Source organism: Sinomonas sp. R1AF57, from assembly GCF_002224485.1.
GTDB lineage: Bacteria > Actinomycetota > Actinomycetes > Actinomycetales > Micrococcaceae > Sinomonas > Sinomonas flava.
Map to the genome: position 1 here is coordinate 2,372,046 of NZ_CP022463.1, position 16,415 is coordinate 2,388,460.

Below are 16,415 nucleotides of genomic sequence, written 5' to 3' on the forward strand. Positions count from 1 at the left end.
GTCCAAATATGCCACAGGGTGCGAGCCGCGCCCTGCGACGCTGCTCACACCCTGCTGCCCCTGCGGATGGGCGGGTCAGGAGGCGAGGCCCTTGTCCTTCAGCCATGCCTTCGCGGCGTCGGCAGGGCTCTGCTTCTGCGCTCCGCCCACGGCGCGGTTGAGGTTCATGAGGTCCTGCGTCGTGAGCTTCTCCGAGACGGCGTTGAGTGCGTTCTTCGCGGCGTCGGACATCGATGCGTTCCTGACGAGCGGCACCACCTGCTGCGCGATGAAGTTGTTCTTCGGATCGTCGAGCACCACGAGGTCGTTGTCCGCGATCGCGGGCGTGGTCGTGTAGATGTCCGCGACCTGGACCTGGTCGGACAGGAGTGCCCTGACGGTCAGCGGGCCGCCGCCGTCGCTGAACGGCTCGAGCTTCTTCGGCACGCAGCTGTACTTGTCCTTGAGTCCCGGCAGGCCGTACGCGCGCTCGGCGAACGTCGCGGGGGCGCCGAGCGTGAGCTCCGAGCAGACCTTGGCCATGTCCTCGATGCTCTTGAGCTGGTACTTGGCGGCCGTGGCGCGGGTGACGACCATCGCGTCCTTGTCCTCGGCCTTGGCGGCGTTGAGGACAGCGAGGCCCTCGGGCAGCTTGCCGGGGAGCGCCTTGGCGATGTCCTCCGCGGTGATCTGGGTGGCGCTCTTGTCCACGTAGAGGAGGAGGTTGCCCGTGTAGTCCGGCACGACGTCGACCGAGCCGTCCTGGACCGCCTTGAAGTAGACCTCGCGGGCGCCGATGTTCGGCTTGGTCGTGGCCTGGACACCTGCGGCGTTGAGGGCGCCGGCGTAGACCTCGGCGAGGATCTGGCTCTCGGTGAAGTCGGCCGACCCGATCACGAGGGCGTTGCCGGACCCTCCGCTCGCACCGCCGGACTGGGTCGACAGCGGGTTGGAGGAGGCACCGCAGGCGGAGAGCGTGATCGCCAGCGCGGCGCTCGCCGCGAGCGCCGCGAGGGCGCTGCGGCGGGTGGGAGACTTCATCATCGTGTTCCTTCCTCTTCGGCGGCCACGGGAGGCGCGGCTGCTGCGAGCGTGGCGCGCGACGCCGGGCTGGCGCCGCGCGGGAGGGGTTCGCCCGGGCGGTGCCGGGCTGACAGGGCGCGATGGAGCGCCCCGAGGGCGAGGTCGACTGCCACCGCAAGCACGGAGACGAGCGCGGATCCGGCGAGCATGCGCGGGTAGTCGGAGAGGGCGAGCCCGTCGAAGATGTACCGGCCGAGGCCGCCCAGGTTGATGTAGGCGACGATCGTGGCGGTCGCGACGACCTGGAGGACGGCGGCGCGCAGGCCGCCGAAGATGACCGGCAGGGCGAGCGGGAGCTCGACCCCGAAGAGGATCTGGTCCTCCCGCATGCCCTGGGCGCGGGCGGCGTCGACGACGGCGCGGTCGACGGCGGCGATGCCGGCCGAGGCGCCCGCCAGGAGCGGTGGCACGGCGAGGACGACGAGCGCCCAGATGGGCGGCATGAGCCCGGCCCCCGCGAGCAGCACGAACAGCACGAGCAGGCCCAGGGACGGAATGGCGCGGAGCGCGCCGGCCCCGGCGACCACGGCGACCCGTCCCCTGCCCGTGTGCCCCACCCAGGCCCCTGCCGGAAGGGCGATGGCAGCGGCGATGCCGACGGCCAGGAGCGTGTAGAGGAGATGCTCCCCCACCCGCGCCGGGATCCCGGTGTCGCCCGCCCAGTGGGAGGGGTCCGGGAGCCACGCCCACGTGGCCTCGAGCAGGCTCATCCGCGCACCGCCGCTGCCCGGTCCCACGGCGCGAGGAGGCGCCCGAGGAGGACCAGGACCAGGTCGAGCGCGAGCGCGAGGGCGAGGATGGCGATCAGTCCCACGGCGATCTCCTCGGGGAAGTCCCGCTGGAGGCCCTCCGTGAACAGGATGCCGAGATTCGGCATCCCCACGAGCGCGGCCACGGACACGAGCGAGACGTTGCTCACCGACACGGCACGCAGTCCCGCGACGAGCACCGGCAGCGACAGGGGCAGGTCGACGCGGAGGTACCGGCTGAGGGGGGTGTGCCCGAGCGCGACGGCCACGTCGCTGAACTGGCCGGCCACGGAGTCCAGGGCGTCGAGGGCCGTGCGCACCAGGAGGGCCACGGCGTAGACGGTGAGGGCCACGATCACGTTCAGGGGGTCCAGGATCCGGGTCCCGAGGACGACCGGCAGGATGATGAAAAGTGCCAGCGACGGGACGGTGTACAGCACCGAGCTCGCGGCGAGCACGACGGCGCGTCCCCGCCTCCGCGCCGCCACGAACCGCGCGAGCGGGAGGGCGACCACGAGGCCGGCCACGAGCGGCACCACCGCGAGCAGGAGATGCTGCCCCGCCAAGGACAGGATCCGGTCGGCGTTGGCGAACGCCCACTCCATCAGGCCTCCCCCGGACTCTCGCCGGCGAGCGCCGGGGAGGCGGCGCGGGCGGCCGCGAGCACTGCCTCCGGGGCCACCGTCCCCACGAGCCTGCCGGCGGCGTCGACCACCACGCCGCGCCCGGAGGGCGAGGACAGCGCGGCGTCGAGCGCCGTGCGCAGGCTGTCCCCTTCCCTGTGCAGCGAGCCGCCCGTCACGAGCACCCCCGGCCGGGCCGGGTCGGCCCACCCGAGCGGGTGCCCGCCGTCGTCCGTCACGACGGCCCACTCGGCAGGCCGCGCGGCCTCGAGACGCGCGGCGGTGACCGACTCGCCTCGCTCGGTCTCGAGGCCGGCGTCCGGGAAGAAGCCGAGGTGCCTGAACCCGCGGTCACGGCCGATGAACGAGGCCACGAAGTCGTCGGCCGGCTCGCGCAGGAGCGCCTCGGGCGTGGCGTACTGGGCGAGCCGGCCGCCCTGGGCGAAGACGGCGATCCGGTCGCCGAGCATGACCGCCTCGTCGATGTCATGGGTCACGAACAGGATGGTCTTCCCGAGCTCGCGCTGGAGGCCGAGGAGCTCGCGCTGGAGGTCGTGGCGCACGAGCGGGTCGACGGCGCTGAACGGCTCGTCCATGAGGAGCACGGGCGGGTCCGCGGCGAGCGCCCGCGCGACGCCGACGCGCTGCTGCTGGCCGCCGGAGAGCTGGGCGGGCCAGCGGGAGGCGGCGTCCGCCGGAAGGCCCACGAGTTCGAGCAGCTCGAGCGCCCGGGCCCGCGACTCCTGGCGGGATACCCCGTTGAGGCGCGGGACGGTGGCGATGTTGTCCGCGACGGTCCTGTGGGGAAGGAGCCCGGCGGACTGCATGACGTACCCGAGCGAGCGCCGGAGCGCCGGCGCCGGCCCGTCCCCGACGTCGCGCCCGTCCAGGAGGACTGTTCCCTCGGTGGGAGTCACCATGCGGTTGACCATGCGCAGCGAGGTCGTCTTGCCGCACCCCGACGGTCCCACGAACACGGTGATCCCGCCCCGGTCCACGCTCAGGTTCAGGCGGTCGACCGCGGTCCGGTCGCCGTACCGCTTGGACACCTCGCGGAACTCGATCATGGGCTCTGGCACGTGCACCTCGATTGTGTGGAACGCGTTCGGGTGATGCTCCGGTCAATGCACCGCGCCCCGCTGCCGGAGCGCGCTGGTGCGAGCCTATCAGCGGCGGCTCACGCCGGGTGGGAGCGGGCTGCGAGCTCGATGGTGCCGAAGATCGGGTCGCGGTCCAGGATCCGCACGTCCTCGATGCCCTCCTGTGCCAGGGCGGCACGGAACCCGTCCTGGAGCCGGCGCACGTGCATGCCGAGGCCGCTGCCCAGGATCACGGGACCGTCGATGCCGAGCTGGCGGGCCACCTGGGCGGCCATGCGGGCGAGGTCGTGGGCGGCCTGGTCCACGAGGAACCTTGCGCCGGCGTGGCCGGCGTCCGCGGCCTCCGTGACGACCCGCGAACGCTGCGCCCAGTAGCGCCGGCCCGTCTCCGGGTCGTGGAAGTGGGCGATGAGCTGGCTCGGCTCGGACAGCCCCGTGCCGTCGAGGAGGGCCTGCGTGAGCTCGTCCGGGGCGAAGCCGAGGTTCATCCGGTGCAGCGAGTACCGCACCGCTTCCCGGACGAGCCAGTAGCCGCTCCCCTCGTCGCCGAGCAGGTACCCCCACCCGCCCGCGCGGGCCTCGTCGCCGTCGGCATTGGTGCCCCACGCTGCCGATCCCGTCCCGGCGATGACCGCGACCCCGCTGCGGGCCCGGCCGGCGGCGAGCAGGAGGCGCGAGTCGTGGACGACCGTGACGTGGGCGCGGGGTGCGTGGGGGCGGATGAGCGCGGCGAGGGCTTCCGCATCCGCGTCGGTGTCGATGCCTCCGGAGCCGGCGAAGACACGGGCGGCCTCGCCGGCGTCGAGCGCCGCGAACAGCTCCGCGAGGTTCGTCGCCGCCGTCTCCCGGCTCACGTTCTGGACGTTGGCGCTGCCGACCTCGCGATCGGCCACGACCTCGCCGTCGACCACGGCGATGCCGCGGGTCTTGGTGCCGCCGATGTCGAGCCCGACCATCAGGCCGGCTGGGGCATTCTGGGTGCTCACCCGCCTAGCGTACTGACGTGCCCGCCGCACCGTCCCCGCGCGGCCCCGAGCCCACGAGGCCTAGGGTGGTGGCCATGAGTGCGATCCTGCCTGAGGACCTGTTCGGATCCGGCGTCGTGGCGGCGCCCATGGCCGGTGGGCCGAGCCGCCCCGAGCTCGCTGCCGCCGTCGGGCGTGCGGGGGACCTCGGCTTCCTCGGCGGCGGCTACAAGTCCCCCGCCGCCCTCGCCGCGGAGCTGGACGCCATGGACCCGTCCCTGCCCTTCGGCGTGAACCTCTTCGTTCCGGGCGCCGCGCTGGTCGACCGCGACGCCGTGCTCGCGTACCGCGAGCGGCTGCTCCCGGAGGCGGCGGCCGTGGGCGCCGAGGTGCCCGAGCCGCGGTGGGAGGACGACGACGCGTACCCGGCCAAGCTCGAGCTCCTCCTGGCGCGCACCCCCGCAGCCGTGTCGTTCACGTTCGGCACGCCGCGGCCGGACGCGGTCGCCGCCCTGAGGAAGGCCGGGGCGTTCGTGCTCCAGACCGTGACGTCCCCCGAGGAGGCGACCGTGGCCGCGGAGCTGGGAGTCGACGCACTCGTCGTCCAGCACCCGGACGCCGGCGGCCACTCGGGGGCATTCCTGGACCTGCCGCCGTTCGCGGGCACGCTGCCCGAGCTCGTCGCGGCGGTGCGCGCCGCCGTCGTGCTCCCCCTCGTCGCCGCCGGCGGCATCGGCACGCACGACGACGCCGCCGCCGCCCGCGCCGCGGGCGCCTCCGCCCTCCAGCTCGGGACGGCCTTCCTGCGCACGCCGGAGGCCGGCACCAATCCGGTGCTCCGCGCCGCGCTGGCGGACCCGCGGTTCGAGCGGACCGCTCCGACGCGCGCGTTCTCCGGCAAGTGGGCGCGTGGGCTCGAGAACGGCTTCATGCGCAGGTTCCCGGACGCCCCCGAGGCATACCCGGTCATCCACCACCTCACCGGGCCCCTGCGTGCGGCGTCGGTCGCCGCCGGCAGTCCGGAGCGGACGAACCTGTGGGCCGGTGCGGGCTGGCGCGGGGCACGCGAGGAGGCCGCCGCGGACGTCGTGGCCCGGTTCGCCGCCTGACATTCGGGCCGCCGCGGGTCCCCTCAGGCAGGATGCCGTCCTAGGCTGGGCACATGACTACTGCCCCGCTCGTCCAGCTGGCCTCCGGTCACTCCATCCCGCAGATCGGCCTCGGCACCTGGCCCCTCGACGACGCCCAGGCGGCGGACGTCGTCGCGAAGGCGCTCGACCTCGGATACCGGCACATCGACACCGCCGAGAACTACGGCAATGAGGCCGGCGTGGGCGAGGGGCTGCGCCGCTCCGGGCTGGCGCGCGGGGACGTCTTCATCACGACCAAGTTCAACCGCGAGTGGCACAGCGTCGACGGCGTGCACACCGCCTGGGAGAACGCCGTGCGCCGGCTCGGGGTCGAGTACCTCGACCTGTTCCTCATCCACTGGCCGAATCCCGCCCAGGACACGTACCTGGCGGCATGGGAGGGCCTGATCAAGCTCCGGGCCGAGGGCAAGGTCCGCTCGATCGGCGTCTCGAACTTCTTCCCGGACCACTCAGCGCGGCTCATCGACGCGACCGGGGTGGCGCCCGATGTGGACCAGCTCCAGATCAGCCCGTACTGGGTCAAGGACGCCATGCGCGCGTTCAACATCGGCCACGGTACGGTCACCGAGTCCTACACGCCGATCGGCAGGGGCAAGGAGCTGCTCGCCGAGCCTGCGGTCGTCGCGGCGGCCGAGGCCCACGGCGTGACGCCGGGCCAAGCGGTCCTCCGCTGGCACACCCAGCAGGGCCTTGTGGCAATCCCCAAGTCCTCCCACCCCGAGCGGCTGGCCCAGAACCTGGACGTGTTCGGGTTCGACCTCACGGCCGAGGAGATCGCGGCGTTCAACGCGCTAGACGGCACGGGGCCCGAGGCCGCGGACCCGGAGTCCTTCGGCCACTGACCCCGCCGCGCTAACGGCCGAAGGCGTCGGCGAGCAGCCCGGCGTCAAGGCCGAGGACGTGGTCGCGGAACATCCTCACCTGCGGCGGTTCCCCCACGACCCGGGGCCACACGAGGCCGATCTCGCGGTAGGCGCCCTCGTCCTCGAGGGCGAGCTCGGCCCAGCCGAGCCCGCTCCCGTGGCGCACCGATCCATAGACGGCGCCGTGCCCGCCGCTCGACGGCGGCACGAGGGCCACGCCGAGCCCCGCGGACACAAGCCCGAGGAGGGTGCGCGAGTCCTGCCCGGAGAAGGCGATGTCGGGCTTGAAGCCGGCCTCGCGTCCGAGGCGGTCGAGGATGCTGCGCATGCCGAAGCCGCGTTCGAGCGCCACGAACGGCTCCCCGGCGACCTCGGCCATCCTGACCGAGCGCCGCTCGGCGAGCCGGTGTCCCGCGGGGACGGCGAGCCGGACGGGCTGCACGTGGAGGGTCGCGCTGTCGATGTCCCGCGTCGGCTCCGGCCGGGGCGAGACGATCGAGAGGTCCACACGCCCCTCGGCCAGCGCGTCGAGGCAGTGCTGCCGCGAGCCCTGGACGAGTTCGAAGCGCACATCCGGATGCCGCGCCCGGAAGCCGCTGACGAACACCGGTACCGCCGACTCGCCGAATGTCATCTGGAAGCTCAGCCGCACCACGCCGCGGGCCTGCAGCTGCCGTTCGTGGAGGGCGTCGAGGCCGTGCTGCAGCTCCTGGAGCGCGGTGCGCACCGCGGGGAGGAGCTGTTCGGCGGCCGGCGTCAGCCGGATGCCTCGGCCGTCCTTCCGCACCAGCTCCACGCCCACGACGGCGGCGGCACGCGTGAGCGCCCGGCTCACCGTCGGCTGGGGCACGCCGAGCAGCTCCGCGGCTGCGGTGACATGGCGCGTCTGCCCGACGGCGTCGAGGACCGGCAGCAGCGGCAGGAGGCGCGCGAGCTCCCCGTGGAGGGGCGCGGGCGGGCGAACGGGCTCCACGGCAGCTTCCCTCCGGCTGGACCGTACGCGATAACCATGCACGGTTGGTATACGTTGTTGCAATCAGTGTATTGGACGCATGCATCCCGCCGTTCCTAGGCTGGAGTGCATGAGTTCAGCGCCCCGCACAGCACCGGCAGCAGCCCGCTGGGACGGCCACCCCAAGGGAAGCCCTGGCTATCGCCGGCTCATCGCCGCCCTCGCCTGCGCCGGAGTCGCGACCTTCGCGCAGCTGTACTCGACCCAGGCCCTCCTGCCCCGGCTCTCCGCCGACCTCTCCGTGGACCCGGCGCGGGCGGCCCTCACGGTCTCCCTCGCCACCATCGGGCTCGCGGTGGCCGTGCTCCCGTGGTCGTTCGTCGCAGACCGGATCGGACGCGTCGCGGCCATGCGCGCCGGGATCCTCGCGGCGACCGTGATGGGCCTTGCCGGCCCGCTCGCCCCGACCTTCGATGCGCTCCTGACGCTGCGGTTCCTCGAGGGCGCCGCCCTCGGCTCGGTGCCCGCGATCGCCGTCGCGTACCTGAGCGAGGAGGTGAGCCGCCGTCACGCCGCGATGGCCGCCGGAACGTACATCGCCGGCACGACCGTGGGCGGGCTAGCGGGCCGCCTCGTCGCCGGCCCGCTCGCCGATGTCCTCGGCTGGCGCCTCGCGGTGCTGGCCGTCTCGGTGCTCGGCGCCGGGGCCGCCGTCGCCTTCATCGCCCTCGCTCCGACGTCCCGCGGCTTCTCCCCGGCGCCTCGGGCTCCGGGCGGACTGCGGGGCGCGGCGGGCGCGGTGGCCCGGAGGCTGGGCGCCCAGCTCCGGAGCGGCCGACTCGTCATGCTCTACACTCAGGCGTTCCTGCTCATGGGGTCGTTCGTGGCCGTGTACAACTACCTCGGGTTCCGCCTTGAGGCCGCGCCCTTCTGGCTCCCCGCGAGCCTTGCGAGCCTCGCCTTCCTCGCCTACCTCTCCGGCACGTTCAGCTCCGGGTACGCCGCCCGGCTGAGCCTGCGCTTCGGGCGGCGGACCGTGGTGGTCGCGAGCACGGTCGCGATGGCGGCGGGCGCCGTCGTCATGCTCGCCGACTGGCTGCCCGTGGTCCTGGCCGGGCTCCTGGTCTTCACGGCGGGCTTCTTCGCCGCGCACGGCATCGCGTCGGGGTGGACCGGGGCGATCGCCGCGTCGGGCAGGGCGCAGGCGGCCTCGCTGTACAACCTGGGCTACTACGGTGGCTCGAGCGTGCTGGGCTGGGCGGGCGGCCTCGTGTTCCACGTGTGGGGCTGGGGCGCGCTCGCGCTCTCGGTCGCGGCGGTCGCCCTCACGACGGCGGGCGCGTCCTGGGCTGTGCACCACTCCGAGCGCTGACCCGCCGGGACGCCAGGGCGTGACCCCGCTCGCATATCATGGGGGTCGCGCCCCTTCAGGAGGAGACCCCTTGACGACTCCGAGCACGTCCCGACCCCCGACCGCCGCGGCCCATGCGCCGGGCGGCGAACTGCTCGACGAGGTGGACCGGCGGATCCTGGCGGCTCTGGTCGAGGACGCGCGCATCACGAACAAGCAGCTCGCCGAGCGGGTGGGGATCGCGCCGTCGACCGCGCTGATGCGCACCCGGGCCCTGTCCGAGCGCGGCATCATCACGGGCTTCGAGGCCAAGGTGGACCTGGCCGCCGTGGGCCGCAGCGTGCAGGCGCTCATCTCCGTGCGGCTCCGGGCCCACGACCGGGATCAGATCGACTCCTTCACGTCCCGCGTGCCGCACCTGCCGGGCGTCCTCGCGACCTTCCACACCTCGGGCGCGGTGGACTACCTCCTTCACATCGCGGTGGGCAGCACGGAGGAACTGCGTGACTGGGTCCTCGACAACCTCACGACCGATCCCGTGGTGGGCCACACCGAGACCACGCTCGTCTTCGAGCAGATCCCGGGTCGCGGGCCGCTGCCGGAGTAGGCCCGAGGACATAATGGCCCAGTGACGATCATCGACAACGCCGTCTACGTCGACGGTCGGCGGGCGGCCCACCCGGAGAACCTCGAGCAGACCTTCGAGACGCTCGAGGCCATCGGCGGGAGCATGGCGTGGATCGGGCTGTACCGGCCGTCCCAGGACGAGATGGCGCAGGTCGCCCACGAGTTCAACCTCCACGACCTCGCGGTCGAGGACGCGATCCACGCGCACCAGCGCCCCAAGATGGAGCGCTACGACGAGATGCTCTTCACGGTCCTGAGGCCGGCGCGGTACGTCGACGAGACGGAGACGGTCGAGTTCGGCGAGCTGCACGTCTTCACCGGCCCCAACTACGTCGTCACGATCCGCCACGCCGAGACGGCGGGCGTGGGGCTCGTGCGCAAACGGCTCGAGGCCGAACCCGACCTGCTGCGGTGCGGGCCCGAGGCCGTGCTCTACGCGCTCCTGGACCGGGTGGTCGACGACTACAAGCCCGTCGTCGCAGGGCTCGAGAACGACATCGACGAGATCGAGGACCAGCTCTTCGCCAACGATCCGACGGTCTCGCGGCGCATCTACGAGCTTGCCCGCGAGGTCCTCCAGTTCCAACGGGCGATCCACCCCCTGCGCCCCCTCGTGCAGGGGCTCGAGCGCGGCTTTGACAAGTACGAGGTGGATGTCGAGCTGCGGCGCAGGCTCCGGGACGTCCACGACCACGTCGAGCAGCTCATCTCCCGCGCCGACGGCTTCCGCGAGATCCTCCAGAACGCCCTCGTGCTCGACGGCACCCTCACCACCAACCGCCAGAACGAGGCCGCCGCCGAACAGAACGAGCAGGTCAAGAGGATCTCCTCGTGGGCGGCGATCTTCTTCGCCCCGAGCCTCGTGGCCGGCATCTACGGGATGAACTTCAAGAACATGCCCGAGCTCGAGTGGCCCGTCGGCTACCCGTGGGCCCTCGGGCTCATGGTGGTGGCGGGCTTCGTCCTCTGGCTCATCTTCAAGCGGAAGAAGTGGCTGTGAGCGTCGTCGGCGTCCTCCCGGGGCCGGTCCGGGGCGGCTAGGCTGGCGGTGCGGCGCCCCACCGCGCCGCGTCTGCCCGCGAGCGAGGAGGACCATGCCCGAGTCAGCCGCACCATCCCATGCCATGACGGTGACCGTCACCGGCGCCGCCGGCCAGATCGGCTACGCGCTGCTGTTCCGGATCGCGAGCGGCGCGATGCTCGGTCCCGACACCCGCATCCGGCTGAAGCTCCTGGAGGTCCCGGCCGCCGTGCGCGCGGCCGAGGGAACGGCGCTCGAGCTCGCCGACTGCGCGTTCCCGCTGCTCGATTCCGTCGATGTCACGGACAGTGCAGCGGCGGCGTTCGACGGCGCCCACGTGGCGCTCCTGGTCGGTGCCCGGCCCCGCACGGCGGGAATGGAACGGGCAGACCTCCTCGCAGCCAACGGCGGCATCTTCGGCCCGCAAGGGCGCGCCATCAACGACCATGCGGCGGACTCCGTCCGCGTCCTCGTCGTGGGCAACCCGGCGAACACGAACGCGCTCATCGCCGCGGCCCATGCGCCCGATGTCCCCGGCGACCGTTTCACCGCGATGACGAGGCTGGACCACAACCGGGCCCTGGCCCAGCTTGCGGTCAAGCTCGGCTGCCGCACTGAGGAGATCGAGGGGGTGACTGTCTGGGGGAACCACTCGGCGAGCCAGTACCCGGACCTCACCCACGCCACCGCCGGCGGTCAGCCCGTGCCCTCGCTGGTCGACGAGGAGTGGATCGAGGGCGACTTCATCCCGCGGGTCGCGAAGCGCGGTGCCGAGGTGATCGAGGTGCGGGGGTCATCGTCGGCGGCCTCTGCGGCAAGCGCCGCCATCGACCATGTCCGAGACTGGGTCCTCGGGACGCCGGACCGGTGGACGTCGGCGGGGGTCCTTTCGGACGGGTCGTACGGCGTTCCCGAAGGCCTCGTCAGCTCGTTCCCGGTGCGCAGCAGCGGTGGGGCGTGGGAGATCGTCCAGGGCCTCGAGGTGCCGCCGTTCTCCCGGGAGCGGATCGACGCGTCTGTGGCCGAGCTCGAGGCCGAGCGCGATGCCGTCAGGGAGCTCGGCCTCCTGGGCTGAACACCGGCGCGGGAGCGGACCCGGCGAAGACATCGGGACAGCAGAAAGGGCCCCAGCCGTACAGGCTGGGGCCCTTTCTGTGCGCCTTCTGCGGGCAGCTGTGGAGCCTAGGGGATTTGAACCCCTGACCTCTTCGATGCGAACGAAGCGCTCTACCAACTGAGCTAAGACCCCTCGGTGCGGGAACTACGTTACTGGGCAGGGGGCCAAAATCCAAATCGGGAAGGCCTTCCCCAGAGGGGTCTCAGCCGCGCGGATCGGCGCGGGCAATGGCCCTACGCGCGAGCCACTGCTCGAACGTCACGGTCCCGAAGGCGGCGTCCGCCATGAGGTTGCGGCCCTCGGCCAGGGAGCGGCCGATCCTGCCCGGCACGGGCAGGTCGACGACCCTCGCGGTGGATCCCGTCGCGGTCCGCCAGGCCCCGGCGAGCGAGCGCATCGAGCGTACCTCGGGACCGCAGGCGGCAGTCAGGAGGAACCCGCCGGCCGGGGCCTGCGCCGCATCCACCAGGGCGCGGGCGACGTCGGAGAGGTCGATCGGCTGCAGCCGGGCTTGCGGGAGTATGGGAAGGAATCCGAAGCGCTCTCCCCTCTCGAACAGGGACCCCAGCACATCGTGGAACTGCCCGCACCGAACGACCGTCGTAGGCAAGGCGTGCGCAGCGTAGACCTGCTCCTTGGCCACCTTGGACCTGTAGTACCGCAAGGGGAACTGGTCGCAGGCCATGATCGAAACTGAGACCGCCCTGTCCACGCCGGATCCCCTCGCCGCGTCGAGGAGGCGCCTCCCAGCGAGGGGGTAGCCCCTGAGCGCCCGGCCACGACGCGCCTCGAGGGTATCGATGACGACCTCCACGCCGTCGAGTGCCGCCGCCAGGCCGCTGCCCGAGGCGGCGTCCGCGCGCACGTACTCGACGCCGTCGAGCACCCTCGTCGGCGCAGGCAGGGTCCTGCTGAGCGACCTCACCTGCCAGCCCCGCCCGAGCGCCTCGCGTGCGGTTGCCCGCCCTGCCGCACCGGTCCCGCCGGCGACGAGTAGAAGAGCCACGTGCCGAAGCCTACCCGCAGGACCGGGCATTGGATCAGGGGCGGCGACGGCAGAATGGGGGCCGATGAACCGAGATCAGGCGCGGCGTCGGCGCAGCACGTCGTCGAGATTGCCCAGCGCGCCGGCCTGCCCGGTGGGGCGGGGCGCAAGCGCCGGGACGCCGGGCACGGAGGCGGGCTCCGGAGCCTCGGGCGTGGGCTTCAGGACAGGACGGCCCTCGGGCTTCGGATCCTCCCGGGCAGGGAGCGGCTCCGGCTCGGGACGCTCCGCCTTGGCCGCGTCCATGTACGACGGCTTGGGCACGCCGACAGGCACCCAGGTCTCCTCCGAGTCGGCACCGCTGGCCTTGGCCGCCGCATCGGCACTCGCCTGCGACGCACGGGCCACTTCGAGGGCGACGGCGCGCAACTCCTCCCGGGTGAGGACCTTCGGAGCGGGCGCGGGGCTGTCCCCCCGGTCGAACACCTCGCTCGGAGCGGGCGGACGCTGACGCTGGGCCGGCGCGGGTCCGGGCTCCCTCATGGCGGCACGGAACGCGGCATCGACGCGCCGGCGCTGGTCGCGGACGGCGAGGGAGCGCAGCACGGTGGCTGAGGCCGCCGTACCGGCAGCGAACACGAGCGGGAGCCAGAGCGGCACGCCGAGGACCAGGAGGCCCAGGCAGACGACCGACGCCAGGAGCATCGCCAGGCCGATGCCGGCGAGGACGACCCGTCCCCACCGGATCCGGAACGGGCGCGGAGCTGTCCTGCTCGCCGCGGCGGAGGCGGCGGGAGCCCCGGCATCGTGGTCCTGGAGCTTACCGGCCCGCTCCGACCCTGCCGACCGGACAGCGGGGTCAAGGTCCAAGGAGGAAGCTGCGCCGGCCAGGCCGCCGTCCTGAGGGTCCCCCGGCGCCGCCTCGGAAAGCAGTGCGGCCTCAGCGGCGGCGCGGGGCGGCCTGCGCCTCTTGAGGAGGTAGGGGGCAACCCACAGCAGCCACAGGAGCACGGCCGCGCCGAGCACCATCGAACTGCTGAGGGCGAAATCCATACCTGAAACCGTAGGAGTATCCTCGGGGCCGGTGCCGGATTACCTTCGGTGTGTCGCGAGAACCCCCGCAGGCGATGGGGGGTGCCCCGGGCGTGCCGCCGCGATCCGGCGTGAAGGCGGGCACGCGCCGTCGTGCGTCGGTCAGCCGCGGGAGGCCAGCCACCGGCCGAGGAGGCCGCCCGGCGGGACTTCCTCGACCGTCAGCGCGAAGGATTCGTGGTCGGCCCAGGCACCGTTGATGTGGAGGAACCGCGGACGGAGTCCCTCGTAGCGGAACCCCAGCTTCTCCACGACGCGGAGGCTGGCCGCGTTCTCGGGCCGGATGTTGATCTCCATACGGTGCAGTCCGAGCTCACTGAAGCAGTGGTCCGTGGCGAGCGCCACGGAGGTCGGAGCGATTCCCCGCCCCGCGTGCCCCTTGTCGACCCAGTAGCCCAGCGTGGCGGTGAGCGCCGAGCCCCACACGATCGAGGACACGGTCAGCTGGCCGACGATGGGAGCTCGCCGGGCACGCGGCTCGTCCAGTGTGATGACGAAGGGAAGGGCAGAACCCTCGCGGGCCTGATGGGTCAGGGAGCGGACCATCTCACGGAAGGTCGGCAGGCCCCCCTCAGGCTGCGGATTCGACGCCTCCCACGGCGCTAGCCACTCCTTGTTGCGGCCCCGCAGCGCCATCCACTCCGACCTGTCTGCCTGACGCAGGGGCCTGAGCGCGAGGTCGCCGCTGCGGAGCGTCACGGGCCACAGGCCCGAACCCCACATCGGCCGGTCAGGACGTCGCGGTGGGCTGGTCCGCCCCGTCCGCCACGAATCCCTCGAGCCACGAGCGAAGTTCCGAGCCGAATTCGTCCCGACCGCACGCCAGGGTCACTACGGCCTTGAGGTAGGACAGCTTGTCACCGGTGTCGTACCGCCGCCCGCGGAACACCACGCCGTACACGCCACCGCCCTCGCCTTCGCGCCGGGCGAGGGTCTGAAGTGCATCCGTGAGCTGGATCTCCCCGCCGCGCCCGGGCTCCGTGTGGTGGAGCACCTCGAAGACGGCGGGGTGCAGCACGTAGCGGCCGATGATTGCGAGATTGCTCGGAGCGTCCTCCGGCGCGGGCTTCTCGACGAGGCCGTGGACGCGGACGTAGTCCTCGCCCTCGACCTGCTCGACGTCGGCGCACCCGTACGCCGAGACCTGGTCCTGGGGGACCTCCATGAGAGCCACGACGGACCCGCCGGTGGCCTGCTGGACGCGGATCATCTCTGCGAGGAGTTCGTCGCGCTCGTCGATGAGGTCGTCGCCGAGCAGCACCGCGAACGGCTCCTTGCCGACGTGGCGTTCGGCGCACAGCACCGCGTGGCCGAGTCCCTTCGGATCGCCCTGGCGGACGTAGTGGATGTCGCCGAGGTTGTTCGACTGCTGGATCGCCGCGAGCTTCTTGCTGTCACCCTTGGCCTCGAGTGTCGCCTCGAGCGAGGGCACACGGTCGAAGTGGTCCTCGAGGGCGCGCTTGTTGCGCCCAGTGATCATCAGGATGTCCGAGATGCCGACTCCGACAGCCTCTTCGACCACGTACTGGATCGCGGGCTTGTCGACGACAGGCAGCATCTCCTTCGGCATCGCCTTCGTCACCGGCAGGAAGCGGGTGCCGAGGCCGGCCACGGGGATGACGGCTTTCTTCACGGCAGAGCTTGTAGACACGCTGACACTCTATACGACGACTCTCGATTAGAGTCGGGGCATGCAGGCCGCAGAGGAGAAGTCCGCCCTGCGCTCAGCCATCTGGGCCGAGCGCCGCGCAGCGGACCCGGAACGCCGTGCCGCCGCTGGCGAATTGCTCGCCGCGCACGGGCTCGAATGGGCTCTCGCCCATGTCCCCGAGGGGGGAACGCTGACGGCGTACCTCGGTGTTGGGGCGGAGCCGCCCACCGCGCCGCTCCTGGAACGGCTCCACAGCGCGGGGCTGCGGGTGTTCCTTCCCGTGTGCCTGCCGGAACGGCAGCTCGCGTGGGTCCAGTGGGCCCCGGGCATTCCCTTCGCCCGGAGCCGGTTCGCGCCCGTGCAGGAACCTGTCGGGCCTGTGCTCACCACCGAGGAACTCGCCACGGGCGACGGCGCGCGCTCGCCTCTCGCCGCGGTGCTCCTCCCAGCGACGGCCCTCGATACCGAAGGCCGACGGCTCGGGCAGGGCGGCGGGTACTACGACCGGTTCCTCGCGCGGCTCGAGGGGCTCGGCCTGCGCCCGCCGACGGCGGCCGTGGTGTTCGACAACGAGGTGCTCCCGGCCGAGGCAGTGCCCGTTGAGGCGCTCGACCGCCGGGTCGGCGCTGCGGTGACGCCCTCGGCGCTGCGGGCGCTGTGGCCGAAGCCTTCCTGAGCCGCAGGGCCCGGGATAGCCGGAATAGAGCAAGCGCCCCGGCTGTTAGAATTGGCAGTCGAGGCCTATGACTGCCAATGAGCGCGATGACGCCGCAGAGGTGGTCCATGGCCTCCGCCGTGCCCATGAAGGAGTTCTAGTGCCTACATACGCCTACGCCTGCAAAGACTGCAACCACGCGTTCGAGACTGTCCAGTCGTTCAGCGACGCCTCGCTGACCGTCTGCCCCGAGTGTGGCGGCACGCTCCGCAAGAAGTTCAACAGTGTGGGTGTCGTCTTCAAGGGCGGCGGCTTCTACCGCACGGACTCCCGCAGCGGCAGCAGCAGCGTTCCGGCCTCCTCCGGCTCCTCGGAGAAGTCCTCGGGCTCGTCGGACAAGGCACCGGCCGCGGCCGCCAGCTGACACCTTCTCCTCCACAGGATCCGCGGC

General features: G+C 72.4%; 18 protein-coding genes and 1 tRNA gene. 8 read left to right on the forward strand and 11 right to left on the reverse strand.

Features of this window, described 5'->3' with window-relative positions; genetic code table 11:
* Positions 1–75 precede the first annotated feature (75 nt).
* The 5 genes from CGQ25_RS10885 to CGQ25_RS10905 form a co-directional block, all read right to left on the reverse strand.
* Positions 76–1,020, reverse strand: coding sequence for an ABC transporter substrate-binding protein (locus CGQ25_RS10885; RefSeq protein WP_208709621.1), 945 nt, complete (start codon positions 1,018–1,020; stop codon positions 76–78).
* Positions 1,020–1,772, reverse strand: coding sequence for an ABC transporter permease (locus tag CGQ25_RS10890; RefSeq protein WP_208709623.1), 753 nt, complete (start codon positions 1,770–1,772; stop codon positions 1,020–1,022). Before CGQ25_RS10890 ends, CGQ25_RS10885 begins: the two co-directional genes overlap by 1 nt.
* The gene (locus CGQ25_RS10895) at positions 1,769–2,416 is read right to left on the reverse strand and encodes an ABC transporter permease (protein ID WP_208709625.1); all 648 of its coding nucleotides are present in this window, start codon (positions 2,414–2,416) and stop codon (positions 1,769–1,771) included. The genes CGQ25_RS10890 and CGQ25_RS10895 overlap by 4 nt, the downstream gene beginning before the upstream one ends.
* On the reverse strand, positions 2,416–3,513 hold the full coding sequence (locus CGQ25_RS10900) for an ABC transporter ATP-binding protein (RefSeq protein ID WP_208709626.1): 1,098 nt from the start codon (positions 3,511–3,513) through the stop codon (positions 2,416–2,418). The genes CGQ25_RS10895 and CGQ25_RS10900 overlap by 1 nt, the downstream gene beginning before the upstream one ends.
* A gap of 98 nt (positions 3,514–3,611) precedes the next feature.
* Entirely contained in the window at positions 3,612–4,490 is an 879-nt protein-coding gene (locus CGQ25_RS10905) for an N-acetylglucosamine kinase (protein WP_208713043.1), read from the reverse strand.
* A 104-nt stretch (positions 4,491–4,594) separates the two neighbouring features.
* Between CGQ25_RS10905 and CGQ25_RS10910 the strand changes: the two genes are divergently transcribed.
* The gene (locus tag CGQ25_RS10910; RefSeq protein WP_208709628.1) at positions 4,595–5,608 is read left to right on the forward strand and encodes a nitronate monooxygenase; all 1,014 of its coding nucleotides are present in this window, start codon (positions 4,595–4,597) and stop codon (positions 5,606–5,608) included.
* Between the two features lie 53 nt (positions 5,609–5,661).
* Positions 5,662–6,492 carry an aldo/keto reductase gene (locus CGQ25_RS10915; protein WP_208709630.1) on the forward strand — a complete coding sequence of 277 codons (831 nt, stop codon included), beginning with the start codon at positions 5,662–5,664 and terminating at the stop codon, positions 6,490–6,492.
* Between the two features lie 10 nt (positions 6,493–6,502).
* On the opposite strand, the gene CGQ25_RS10920 is transcribed toward CGQ25_RS10915, so the two are convergent.
* Entirely contained in the window at positions 6,503–7,486 is a 984-nt protein-coding gene (locus tag CGQ25_RS10920; RefSeq protein WP_208709632.1) for a LysR substrate-binding domain-containing protein, read from the reverse strand.
* 109 nt (positions 7,487–7,595) lie between these two features.
* Between CGQ25_RS10920 and CGQ25_RS10925 the strand changes: the two genes are divergently transcribed.
* The 4 genes from CGQ25_RS10925 (at position 7,596) to CGQ25_RS10940 (ending at position 11,539) form a co-directional block, all read left to right on the forward strand.
* Complete coding sequence (locus CGQ25_RS10925) at positions 7,596–8,837, forward strand: MFS transporter (protein ID WP_208709634.1); 1,242 nt, start codon at positions 7,596–7,598, stop codon at positions 8,835–8,837.
* 70 nt (positions 8,838–8,907) lie between these two features.
* Positions 8,908–9,423, forward strand: coding sequence for an Lrp/AsnC family transcriptional regulator (locus CGQ25_RS10930; protein ID WP_208709636.1), 516 nt, complete (start codon positions 8,908–8,910; stop codon positions 9,421–9,423).
* A gap of 21 nt (positions 9,424–9,444) precedes the next feature.
* Positions 9,445–10,443 carry a magnesium/cobalt transporter CorA gene (gene corA, locus CGQ25_RS10935; RefSeq protein ID WP_208709638.1) on the forward strand — a complete coding sequence of 333 codons (999 nt, stop codon included), beginning with the start codon at positions 9,445–9,447 and terminating at the stop codon, positions 10,441–10,443.
* Between the two features lie 94 nt (positions 10,444–10,537).
* The gene (locus tag CGQ25_RS10940) at positions 10,538–11,539 is read left to right on the forward strand and encodes a malate dehydrogenase (RefSeq protein WP_255405253.1); all 1,002 of its coding nucleotides are present in this window, start codon (positions 10,538–10,540) and stop codon (positions 11,537–11,539) included.
* 101 nt (positions 11,540–11,640) lie between these two features.
* Here CGQ25_RS10940 and CGQ25_RS10945 read toward each other — a convergent pair.
* The 5 genes from CGQ25_RS10945 to galU form a co-directional block, all read right to left on the reverse strand.
* A tRNA-Ala gene (locus CGQ25_RS10945) sits at positions 11,641–11,713 on the reverse strand.
* A gap of 70 nt (positions 11,714–11,783) precedes the next feature.
* A complete protein-coding gene (locus CGQ25_RS10950; protein WP_208709640.1) occupies positions 11,784–12,587 on the reverse strand; it encodes an SDR family oxidoreductase in 804 nt (267 codons plus the stop codon).
* A 75-nt stretch (positions 12,588–12,662) separates the two neighbouring features.
* Entirely contained in the window at positions 12,663–13,619 is a 957-nt protein-coding gene (locus tag CGQ25_RS10955; protein ID WP_208709642.1) for a hypothetical protein, read from the reverse strand.
* A 141-nt stretch (positions 13,620–13,760) separates the two neighbouring features.
* Positions 13,761–14,381, reverse strand: coding sequence for a GNAT family N-acetyltransferase (locus tag CGQ25_RS10960; RefSeq protein WP_208709644.1), 621 nt, complete (start codon positions 14,379–14,381; stop codon positions 13,761–13,763).
* 7 nt (positions 14,382–14,388) lie between these two features.
* Entirely contained in the window at positions 14,389–15,309 is a 921-nt protein-coding gene (gene galU, locus CGQ25_RS10965) for a UTP--glucose-1-phosphate uridylyltransferase GalU (RefSeq protein ID WP_208709645.1), read from the reverse strand.
* Between the two features lie 40 nt (positions 15,310–15,349).
* On the opposite strand from galU, the gene CGQ25_RS10970 reads away from it, so the two are divergent.
* Both CGQ25_RS10970 and CGQ25_RS10975 read left to right on the forward strand, forming a co-directional pair.
* On the forward strand, positions 15,350–15,985 hold the full coding sequence (locus tag CGQ25_RS10970; RefSeq protein WP_208709647.1) for a 5-formyltetrahydrofolate cyclo-ligase: 636 nt from the start codon (positions 15,350–15,352) through the stop codon (positions 15,983–15,985).
* A 139-nt stretch (positions 15,986–16,124) separates the two neighbouring features.
* Positions 16,125–16,388 carry an FmdB family zinc ribbon protein gene (locus CGQ25_RS10975; protein WP_208709649.1) on the forward strand — a complete coding sequence of 88 codons (264 nt, stop codon included), beginning with the start codon at positions 16,125–16,127 and terminating at the stop codon, positions 16,386–16,388.
* Positions 16,389–16,415: the final 27 nt, after the last annotated feature.

Bases quoted from the DNA above. Each gene is read 5' to 3' on its own strand.
- CGQ25_RS10885 (WP_208709621.1), bottom strand. From the start codon at position 1,020: ATGAAGTCTCCCACCCGCCGCAGCGCCCTCGCGGCGCTCGCGGCGAGC.
- CGQ25_RS10890 (WP_208709623.1), bottom strand. From the start codon at position 1,772: ATGAGCCTGCTCGAGGCCACGTGGGCGTGGCTCCCGGACCCCTCCCAC.
- CGQ25_RS10895 (WP_208709625.1), bottom strand. From the start codon at position 2,416: ATGGAGTGGGCGTTCGCCAACGCCGACCGGATCCTGTCCTTGGCGGGG.
- CGQ25_RS10905 (WP_208713043.1), bottom strand. From the start codon at position 4,490: ATGGTCGGGCTCGACATCGGCGGCACCAAGACCCGCGGCATCGCCGTG.
- CGQ25_RS10910 (WP_208709628.1), top strand. From the start codon at position 4,595: ATGAGTGCGATCCTGCCTGAGGACCTGTTCGGATCCGGCGTCGTGGCG.
- CGQ25_RS10915 (WP_208709630.1), top strand. From the start codon at position 5,662: ATGACTACTGCCCCGCTCGTCCAGCTGGCCTCCGGTCACTCCATCCCG.
- CGQ25_RS10925 (WP_208709634.1), top strand. From the start codon at position 7,596: ATGAGTTCAGCGCCCCGCACAGCACCGGCAGCAGCCCGCTGGGACGGC.
- CGQ25_RS10940 (WP_255405253.1), top strand. From the start codon at position 10,538: ATGCCCGAGTCAGCCGCACCATCCCATGCCATGACGGTGACCGTCACC.
- CGQ25_RS10955 (WP_208709642.1), bottom strand. From the start codon at position 13,619: ATGGATTTCGCCCTCAGCAGTTCGATGGTGCTCGGCGCGGCCGTGCTC.
- CGQ25_RS10960 (WP_208709644.1), bottom strand. From the start codon at position 14,381: ATGTGGGGTTCGGGCCTGTGGCCCGTGACGCTCCGCAGCGGCGACCTC.
- CGQ25_RS10970 (WP_208709647.1), top strand. From the start codon at position 15,350: ATGCAGGCCGCAGAGGAGAAGTCCGCCCTGCGCTCAGCCATCTGGGCC.